Consider the following 497-nt stretch of genomic DNA (forward strand, 5'->3'; position numbering starts at 1 on the left):
GCTTCCGGTGCTTCCGGTGGGTCGGACTCGTGACGGGACCGGTACGGCGGTGACGGTGGCGGCGGCGCGGGTGGCCGCCGGAGGAAGGGACCCGGCCGGTCATGACACGCCCTGTCCGCGCAGATTCCGCGCCAGCGCGTACAGCCCGGCCAGGTCCATTCCCTCGGCCATCAGCGGGAGTTCGTGCAGCGGCACGCCCAGCTCCGCCAGCACGGCACGCTGCTCGGTCTCCAGCGCGTACCGCTCGGCGTACTCCTCCGCCTGCGCGAGCAGCGGCTCCACCAGCCGCTCCGCGTGTCCGCCGCGCCGCGCGCCGCCGAGCCCGGTGGAGGACAGCGAGCGGGCGACGGCGGAACGGGGGACGCTTCCGACGAGTTCCAGGTCGGCGGCGTCCAGCACCTGCGGCCGCACCATGTTCACGATGACCCGCCCCACCGGCAGCCGGGCCGCGCGCAGCTCCGCGATGCCGTCCGCGGTCTCCTGGACCGGCATCTCCT

1 pseudogene is annotated in these 497 nt (G+C 75.1%); it reads right to left on the minus strand.

Annotation, left to right across the window (positions count from 1 at the left end):
• Positions 1-99: 99 nt before the first annotated feature.
• Positions 100-497, minus strand: a pseudogene (locus tag LPA54_RS36825) (ATPase); the annotation flags it as partial.

The organism is Streptomyces sp. DH12 (genome assembly GCF_020873895.1).
In the GTDB taxonomy this organism is placed as follows: domain Bacteria; phylum Actinomycetota; class Actinomycetes; order Streptomycetales; family Streptomycetaceae; genus Streptomyces.